The organism is Bradyrhizobium sp., from assembly GCF_049581145.1.
In the GTDB taxonomy this organism is placed as follows: domain Bacteria; phylum Pseudomonadota; class Alphaproteobacteria; order Rhizobiales; family Xanthobacteraceae; genus Bradyrhizobium.
On the sequence record NZ_JBAURI010000835.1, the window covers coordinates 1 to 8,432 of the forward strand.

An 8,432-nucleotide genomic window follows, 5' to 3' on the forward strand; every position below is an offset into this window, starting at 1 on the left:
GCGCAATGGCTGACGGTCGTCCTGGCCTTGCCGAGCCGCTTGATCTCGGCCGTGTTGAAATGAACGCCGTGCGCGAGCCAGGTCCGCGGCCCGAGCCAGCCGCATTGCTCGAGATAATCCAGCGGCCGGCAGTTGTGCATCTGTTCGCAGAATTTGTTCTCGTCCTCGGTTTCGGCGAGATGGGTGTGCAGGCGCAGATCGAGCTTCTCGGCAAGCTCGGCGGTCCTGCGCATCAGCGAGGTCGTCACCGAAAATGGCGAGCATGGCGCCAGCGCGATCTGCACCATGGCGTCGTCGCCGCGCTGGTGATGCCTGGCGACAACGCGTTCGCTGTCGGCAAGGATGGTGTCCTCGTCCTGCACCACACTGTCCGGCGGCAATCCGCCGTCACGCTGCGAGAGGTTCATCGAGCCGCGCGTCAACAACACGCGCATGCCGAGCCGCTTGGCGACGGCGACCTCGATATCGACGGCCTGCTCGAGCCCGGCCGGAAACACATAATGATGGTCAGTCGTGGTGGTGCAGCCGGACAGCAGCAATTCCGACATCGCCACGGTGACGCCGAGCTCGAGCGCCTCCGGCGTCAGCCGCGCCCACACCGGATAGAGCGCCTGCAGCCAGGGAAACAGCTCGCGATCCATCGCCGCCGGCAGCGCCCGCGTCAGGGTCTGGTAGAAATGATGATGGGTGTTGATCAGCCCAGGCACCACGACATGTTGGGAGGCATCGAATCCCGCGGCATCCGCTGTCGCGGGCTGGCCGCCCACCGGCACCAGCTCGACGATCCGGCCGTCGCGGACCACGATGCCGCGCTCCGCGCCCTCGGCGAGAATGCCGAGGGGATCCCTGATCCAGATCGCCTGTGTCTGCGCCATGGCCTGCCGCTGCTCCGGTTGATTGAGACGGGACGTGAGCCACCTTGCAATTCAAAGACCAGGGCGGTTGGCGTCGGTCTTGCAGGACTGTTACAGCGACAAGCATGTCATTGAAAGCGCAAGCCTATCCATGGACTTGAATACCATTACCGAGGTCGCCCGGCCGCAAACGCGAAGCGAGCTGCCCGTTTGGACGGCAGGCGATGCTTGGCTCGCGGGCGGGACCTGGCTGTTCTCCGAACCGCAGGCCAGCCTGACCCGGCTGATCGACCTCGTCGACCTGAAATGGCCGGCGCTGACGATCGACGCGCAGGGGCTGTCGATCGCCGCGACCTGCAGCATCGCGCAGCTCGACGCGTTGGCCTGTCCGCCGGACTGGCTGGCAGCGCCCGTCATCAACCAGTGCTGCCGCGCCTTTCTGGCCTCGTTCAAGATCTGGAAGACCGCGACCGTCGGCGGCAATCTCTGCATGTCGCTGCCGGCGGGTCCGATGATCTCGCTCACGGCGGCGCTCGACGGCGTCTGCACCATCTGGCAGGCGGACGGCGGCGAGCGCCAGGTCGCCGTCACGGACTTCGTCACCGGCAGCCAGCACAACGTGCTAAAGCCCGGCGACCTGTTGCGCCAGATCGACATCCCACTCGCCGCGCTGAAGCGCCGCTCCGCCTTTCGCCAGATCTCGCTGACGCCGATCGGCCGTTCGGCGGCGCTGGTGATCGGCAGCCTCGCGACCGACGGCGCATTGTTGCTGACGGTGACGGCCTCGACCAAACGTCCGGTTCGATTGTCGTTTGCCAGAGCGCCACAGGCCGATGAGCTCCGCGAGGCGATCCTGCAAGCCATCCCTGATGATGATTACCACGACGATCTCCATGGCAAGCCAGCCTGGCGCAAGGCGATGACCTTGCGGCTCGCCGAGGAGATCCGCAACGAACTTCATACGGCCCGTCCATGAGCTTCCAGACATGAGCTTCGAGATCGACGGCAAGAGCCATGCGCAAGCGCCGCGCGCCGGGCAATGCCTGCGCACCTTCCTGCGCGAGCTCGGCCATTTCGGCGTCAAGAAAGGCTGCGACGCCGGCGACTGCGGCGCCTGCACGGTGCTGCTGGACGGCGAGCCCGTGCATAGCTGCCTGATTCCGGCGTTCCGCGCCGAGGGCCACGCGGTCACCACCATCGAGGGGCTCGCGCCCGAAGGCGCGACGCACCCGATGCAGCAGGCCTTCATCGATGCGCAGGCGTTCCAGTGCGGGTTCTGCACCGCCGGCATGATCCTGACCTGCGCCTCGCTGAACCAGGCGCAGCGGCAGGATCTCGGCGCGGCGCTGAAGGGCAACATCTGCCGCTGCACCGGCTATCGCGCGATCGAGGATGCGTTGCAGGGCAAGCGCAATATCGAGCAGGTGGCGGCCGGCGAAGCCTTCGGCCGCAGCCTGCCCGCCCCCGCCGGTCCGCAAGTGGTGACAGGCACGGCGCGCTATACGTTCGATACCGCGATCGAGGGCCTCGCTCATATCAAGCTGAAACGCTCGCCGCACCCGCACGCCAAGATCATCTCAATCGACAGGAACGCCGCGCTGGCCGTGCCCGGCGTGCTGGCCGTGCTGACCTCCGAGGACGCGCCGCAGCGGCTGTTCTCGACCGCGCGGCACGAGAAGGCGTGGATGGATCCCGACGACACCCGCGTGCTCGACGACGTCGTGCGCTTCATCGGGCAGAAGGTCGCCGCCGTGATCGCGGAGACCGAAGCCGCCGCCGAGGAAGGCTGCCGCCGGCTCGACGTCAGATACGAATTGCTGCCCGCGGTGGTCGATGTCGAACAGGCCATCGCGCCGGGCGCGCCGATGATCCATCCCGAGCGGACGCCCGAGCAGCGCGTCGCCAATGCGCAACGCAATATCGTGGCCGAAGCCCATGGCGAATACGGCGATGTCGCCGGGGCGCTCAAACAGGCCGCCGCAGTCTACGAAGGCACCTTCACCACGCAGCGTGTCCAGCACGCCGCGCTGGAGACCCATGGCGGCCTTGCCTGGATCGATGCCGATGGCATCCTGACCGTCCGCTCGAGCACGCAGGTGCCGTTCCTGACGCGGCGGGCGCTTGCGGAGCTGTTCGATCTTCCGCCCGACAAGGTCCGGGTATTCTGCGAGCGCGTCGGCGGCGGCTTTGGCGGCAAGCAGGAGATGTTCGTCGAGGACATTCTGGCGCTTGCCGCGCTGAAGACCGGCCGGCCGGTCAAGCTCGAATTGACCCGCGAGGAGCAGTTCATCGCGACCTCGACGCGGCATCCGATGCGCATCAAGGTGACGGCCGCCGCCGACAGCGACGGCAGGCTGATGGCGCTGCAACTCGACGCCCTCTCCAACACCGGCGCCTACGGCAATCATGCCGGCGCCGTGCTGTTTCACGCCTGCAGCGAGTCGCTCGGCGTCTATAACTGCCCGAACAAGAAGGTCGATGCCGTCGTCGCCTACACCAACACGGTGCCGGCTGGCGCCTTCCGCGGCTATGGGCTGCCGCAGGCGCTGTTTCCGGTGGAAGCCGCGATCGACGAACTGGCCAGGCGGCTTGGCCTCAGCCCGTTCGAGATGCGCCGCCGCAACATCATCAAGCCCGGCGACCCCATGCTGTCGCCGCCGCCCTCGCCCTACCACGACGTGGAGTATGGCTCCTACGGGCTCGATCAGTGCCTCGATCTGGTCGAGCGCGCCATGGAGGCCGACGGAGAGAGGATCGAACTATCGGACGACTGGCTGATCGGCGACGGCATCGCGCTGACCATGATCGATACCGTGCCGCCCGATGGCCACATCGCCGACGCGACGATTTCACTACGCGACGATGGCGGCTTCGAGCTCGTGGTCGGCACCGCCGAATTCGGCAACGGCACGTCAACCGTGCATCGCCAGATCGCGGCGAGCGCGCTGGCGACCACCGTCGACAGGATCAGACTGTTGCAATCGGACACCGCGCATGGCGGCCACGATACCGGCGCCTACGGGTCGACCGGCACCTTCGTCGCCGGACGCGCGACGCAGGCGGCGGCGGAAAATCTCGCCGATGCGCTGAAGGCGTTTGCGGCGCGCGCGACCCATGCCGATGCCGGCGGCTGCGTGCTGGACAACGACTCCGTCCTCTGTGCCGGCAAACGGCTGTCATTCGCGGAGATCGCGGCCAGCGCGCGCGGGCAGAGCGAGATGCTGACCGCGAGCGGCAGCTCGGCGGGCACGCCGCGTTCCGTCGCCTTCAACGTCCAGGGTTTTCGGGTCGCCGTGAACAAGGCCACCGGCGCGATCAAGATCCTGAAAAGCGTGCAGGCCGCCGATGCCGGTCGCGTCGCCAATCCGATGCAATGCCGCGGCCAGGTCGAAGGCGGCGTCGCGCAGGCGCTCGGCGCAGCACTCTATGAGGAGATGGTGATCGATGCCGGCGGCCGGGTCGTTAATCCGAGATTCCGCGATTATCACTTGCCGCAATTCGCCGATGTGCCGGGCACCGAAGTCTATTTCGCCGACACCTCAGACACGATCGGTCCGATGGGCGCGAAATCGATGAGCGAAAGTCCCTATAATCCCGTGACGGCCGCGCTCGGCAACGCGCTGGCCGATGCCACCGGCATCCGCTTCACGTCGACGCCGTTCAAGCCGGACCGGCTGTGGCCCTTGCTGAAGGAGAAGTTTGGCGAATAGTCCTTTCCCGAGGATTGAGGATAGGCGCGACACATCGTTCATCAGGCAGTTGACACCTGCCATGAATGTTCTCATTATGTTCTTGTCGAAGACCTCCTCGAAGCGCCGCGAGCAAAACGGGATGGCAATCGCAGCGACCATCCTTCATGCGGATCTGGATGCTTTCTATGCCTCGGTAGAGCAGTTGCTTGCCCCGTCGCTGCGCGGCAAACCTATCGCCGTCGGTGGTGGGGTTGTGCTTGCCGCTTCCTATGAAGCCAGGGCCTTTGGAGTCCGCGGCGGCATAACGGGACGGCAAGCGCGCGAACTCTGCCCGCAAATCACCTTCGTCGATGGGCATTTCAGGGATTACCAACGATTGGGCGACGCCGCCATCGACGTGATCGGAGATTTCACACCTCTGGTCGAGCGGATTTCAATCGACGAGGCCTTTGCCGACGTTGCGGGCTGCACCCATCTGTTCGGGCCGCCGGCCGAAATCGCCAGCGCGATCCGCCAACGCGTGCGATCGGAGCTTGGCCTTCCGATCTCCGTCGGCGTCGCGCGCACCAAGCATCTGGCAAAAATTGCCTCGCAAGTAGCCAAGCCCGACGGGCTGACGGTCGTCGATCCCGATACCGAACTGGAATTCCTGCACGATCTGCCCGTCGAGCTGATGTGGGGTGTCGGTCCGGTCACGAAGGCGCGGCTCGCCGAGATCGGTGTAGAGACCATCGGGCAACTGGCCGGGACACCGGGATGGTCGCTCGAGCGGTTGCTTGGTCCTGCGGCAGGAGAGAAGCTCGCGGCGCTGGCGTGGAATCGCGATCCACGCGAGATCAGGACGCACCGACGAACACGATCTGCTGGAGCGCAATCGGCGATTGGCAGGAAGCCTCCCGAGGAGCAGGTTTTTCGGCCGACACTGCTGCACCTTGCGGACCGGATCGGCAGCCGGCTGCGAAGCAAGTCCAGACCGGGACGAACCGTGACGGTCCGCGTCCGCTTCGCCAATCTCAACTCCGCCACGCGCTCGGTCACGCTTGACGCGCCGATTTCTGCGACGGTGATCCTCGCGGAGATCGCCGAGAAGCTGGTGCGCGCGATCCTCGCCGAGCACCCTGATGAGAAGATCATCTCGCTGCTGGCGATCTCCGTGTCACATCTGGAAGAGCACTGGGACCTGGAGCTTGAACTCCCGCTTGGACTTCAGGACGAACCGCGCCGCCCCGGCAGCAGAATGGGCTTGGCCCGCTGGACGGCAGACCGCGCCATCGACAAGATCCGCGATCGCTTCGGTTGGGATGCCATCGGATACGGCTCGGTGGTTCTCGGCCTCTCTCGCTCCGTTCCCGATGAGTTTCGCGAGCTCGCCGAAAAGGAGTTGTGAGGTTGTTTGTCAAGGAATGTGCGGGAAGATCTTGTGCGCGTTCAAGGCCAGACACGGCAACAAGGTGCGGTCGTCGGGTTCAGCTGCCGCGATAGGTCGCGTAGCTCCAGGGCGTGACCAGCAGCGGCACGTGGAGATGGCCTTCCGGCTCGCTCACGGCAAAGCGCAGCGGGATCTGGTCGAGGAAGGGCGGGTCGCTGAGCTGCACCTGCCGTTCGGCAAAATATTTGCCGACGTTGAAGATCAGCTCATAGCGGCCGATCGGCACCGGGCGCCCACCGATCAGGGGCTGGTCGGTGCGGCCGTCGGCATTGGTGATGGCGCGCGTCACCACGCGCGCTGCGCCCAGCGCCGACAATTCGATCAGCTCGATCGCAATTCCAGCCGCCGGCTTGCCGCTGTGGGTATCGAGCACATGGGTCGAGAGCCGGCCGTGCACCTGCAACCGGTCGTCCGCCCCCACCAGCTGGTCGAGGCGCAACGCCGCGATCCGGCAGATCTCCCCGACCGAGGTCTGCATCTCCGTGTTGACATCGTTCGGCAGCCGGCGCTCGAAATCGCGCAGGATGGAATCCTTGGTCTGGCGGCGGACCGAGACGATATAGGGAAAGCCGAATTTCGAGCGATAGGCGTTGTTGACGCGCTCGAAGGCGTCGTATTCCGCATCCGATAGCCGGTCCAGACCGGCGCTGTTCTGCTCGGCGTCGGATTCCGCGGTCAGGCCGGCGGCACGCTGGGTCTTGTCAGCCAGATCCGGATGCGCCTTGATCAAGGCGAGCCGCAGTTCGGCCGGCGCGCGCTCCACCGCCGTCTTCATGGTCTCGAACAACGCACCGATCCCGACGAACGGCCGCGCGGAGGCGGCCTGCTCGGCGATCCATGGCGAATATTCGAAGATGTTGCCGAGCGCTGCGATGAACTCGGTTCGCGTGCAGGCATTCAATTCGGCAAGCGTCGTTTGCGACATGTCTGCCTATCCGATCTCGGGTGCGTCGGCGGCGAGATGGGCCAGATGGGCATGCCAGTGCCGCGCGATCTCGAGCCGCGTCGGCACCCAGACGCGCTCATGTTTCAGCACATAATCGAGAAACCGCATCAGCGCCGCCGCGCGGCCCGGACGCCCGGCCAGCCGGCAGTGCAGGCCGACCGACATCATCTTCGGCGACGTCGCGCCCTCGGCGTAGAGCACGTCAAAACTGTCCTTGAGATAGGTGAAGAACTGCTCGCCGTCGCCAAAGCCCTGCGCGTTGACGAAGCGCATGTCGTTGCAGTCGAGCGTGTAGGGAATGATCAGATGCGGTCCAGCCGCTCCCTTGACCCAGTACGGCAGATCGTCGGCATAGGAGTCGCAGCAATAGAGGAAGCCGCCAGCTTCCATCACCAGCCTCATCGTGTTGATCGAGGACCGGCCGGTGTACCAGCCGAGCGGCCGCTCGCCGGTCGCCTCGGTGTGGACGCGGATCGCCTCGGCGATTTCCCAGCGCTCCTCGGCTTCCGACATGTCCTTGTGCTCGATCCATTTCAGGCTGTGGCTTGCGATATCCCAGTCCGCCTCCTGCATCGCGGCCACCACATCGGGATTGCGCTGCAGCGCGGTGGCGACGCCGAACACGGTGGCAGGCAGCTTGCGCTCGCCGAACATCCGCCACAGCCGCCAGAAGCCGGCGCGCGAGCCGTATTCGAACATCGATTCGATATTGGCGTGACGCTGTCCCGGCCAGGGTTGCGCGCCCAGCACGTCGGACAGAAACGCCTCCGAGGCGCGGTCGCCATGCAGGATGTTGTTCTCGCCGCCCTCCTCGAAATTCACCACGAACTGTACCGCGATCCGCGCGCCGCCCGGCCAGCGCGGATCCGGCGGGTTGCGGCCGTAGCCGCGGAGGTCGCGCGGGTAAGGGGCTTGCGCCATCTACACCATCTCGAAGCGGATGTTCTGTGCGCCCTTCCAGAGCACGCTCTTGCCGAGCGCTGCGAGATTTTCCAGGCCCGAAGTCACGGTGATGAAATGGTTGCCGGCGAGCTGGCCCATCTTGCTCGCGAAATGCACCCCGCCATAGGCCAGCAGAATCTCGGTCTCGCTGATTCCGCCGGGATAAAGGATGATCTGGCCGGGCGCGGGATAGCTCGTGTGGTTCTCGTATGAGACGCCGAAATCGAGATCGCCGAGTGGCATCCACACGCCCTCGCCGCTCCAGCGCACATGGATCACCTGGCTCTCGAACGGCATCGCCTTCCTGAAAGCCGCGCAGGTCTTGGGCGCAAGCTGCTCCTCGAAGCGGGCCTGAAAGGTGAAGTCGCCGGTGCAGATGATCAATCGGCTCATGCATGATTCTCCGGTCGAGGAAAGTCGACGCTATCAATTGCAGCCAAGAAACACCGGCGCAAGCACCATCCTGACACCTCCTTGCGGCCTATTGCTCGCCCCTGCGGTCGTAGGACAGGCCGAACAGCCCGCCGCGCTGCGTTTCCTGCGCCGGCGGCGGCGGCGCCTCGTTGACC

At 65.5% G+C, this 8,432-nt stretch carries 7 protein-coding genes; 3 read left to right on the top strand and 4 right to left on the bottom strand.

Annotated features, from left to right (window positions below; genetic code table 11):
- The coding region (locus WCB02_RS27475) for an amidohydrolase family protein (RefSeq protein WP_423962902.1) at window positions 1-875 on the bottom strand (875 nt) is incomplete at its 3' end.
- 130 nt (window positions 876-1,005) lie between these two features.
- On the opposite strand from WCB02_RS27475, the gene WCB02_RS27480 reads away from it, so the two are divergent.
- The 3 genes from WCB02_RS27480 to dinB all read left to right on the top strand — a co-directional run bounded on the left by WCB02_RS27480 (window position 1,006) and on the right by dinB (window position 5,933).
- Window positions 1,006-1,830 (top strand): FAD binding domain-containing protein, encoded by an 825-nt coding sequence (locus WCB02_RS27480; RefSeq protein WP_423962903.1) that lies wholly within the window; start codon window positions 1,006-1,008, stop codon window positions 1,828-1,830.
- 10 nt (window positions 1,831-1,840) lie between these two features.
- Window positions 1,841-4,564: a molybdopterin-dependent oxidoreductase gene (locus WCB02_RS27485; RefSeq protein ID WP_423962904.1), complete on the top strand. Its 2,724-nt coding sequence runs from the start codon at window positions 1,841-1,843 to the stop codon at window positions 4,562-4,564.
- Between the two features lie 121 nt (window positions 4,565-4,685).
- On the top strand, window positions 4,686-5,933 hold the full coding sequence (gene dinB, locus WCB02_RS27490) for a DNA polymerase IV (RefSeq protein WP_423962908.1): 1,248 nt from the start codon (window positions 4,686-4,688) through the stop codon (window positions 5,931-5,933).
- Between the two features lie 79 nt (window positions 5,934-6,012).
- Here dinB and uraD read toward each other — a convergent pair whose 3' ends face one another.
- The 3 genes from uraD to WCB02_RS27505 are packed head-to-tail and all read right to left on the bottom strand — an operon-like array spanning window position 6,013 to window position 8,256.
- Window positions 6,013-6,900: a 2-oxo-4-hydroxy-4-carboxy-5-ureidoimidazoline decarboxylase gene (gene uraD, locus WCB02_RS27495; RefSeq protein WP_423962905.1), complete on the bottom strand. Its 888-nt coding sequence runs from the start codon at window positions 6,898-6,900 to the stop codon at window positions 6,013-6,015.
- 6 nt (window positions 6,901-6,906) lie between these two features.
- A complete protein-coding gene (gene puuE / locus WCB02_RS27500) occupies window positions 6,907-7,842 on the bottom strand; it encodes an allantoinase PuuE (protein ID WP_423962906.1) in 936 nt (311 codons plus the stop codon).
- A complete protein-coding gene (locus WCB02_RS27505) occupies window positions 7,843-8,256 on the bottom strand; it encodes a DUF3830 family protein (RefSeq protein ID WP_423962907.1) in 414 nt (137 codons plus the stop codon).
- Window positions 8,257-8,432 lie beyond the last annotated feature (176 nt).

Bases quoted from the DNA above. Each gene is read 5' to 3' on its own strand.
- WCB02_RS27480 (WP_423962903.1), top strand. From the start codon at position 1,006: ATGGACTTGAATACCATTACCGAGGTCGCCCGGCCGCAAACGCGAAGC.
- WCB02_RS27485 (WP_423962904.1), top strand. From the start codon at position 1,841: ATGAGCTTCGAGATCGACGGCAAGAGCCATGCGCAAGCGCCGCGCGCC.
- dinB (WP_423962908.1), top strand. From the start codon at position 4,686: ATGGCAATCGCAGCGACCATCCTTCATGCGGATCTGGATGCTTTCTAT.
- uraD (WP_423962905.1), bottom strand. From the start codon at position 6,900: ATGTCGCAAACGACGCTTGCCGAATTGAATGCCTGCACGCGAACCGAG.
- puuE (WP_423962906.1), bottom strand. From the start codon at position 7,842: ATGGCGCAAGCCCCTTACCCGCGCGACCTCCGCGGCTACGGCCGCAAC.
- WCB02_RS27505 (WP_423962907.1), bottom strand. From the start codon at position 8,256: ATGAGCCGATTGATCATCTGCACCGGCGACTTCACCTTTCAGGCCCGC.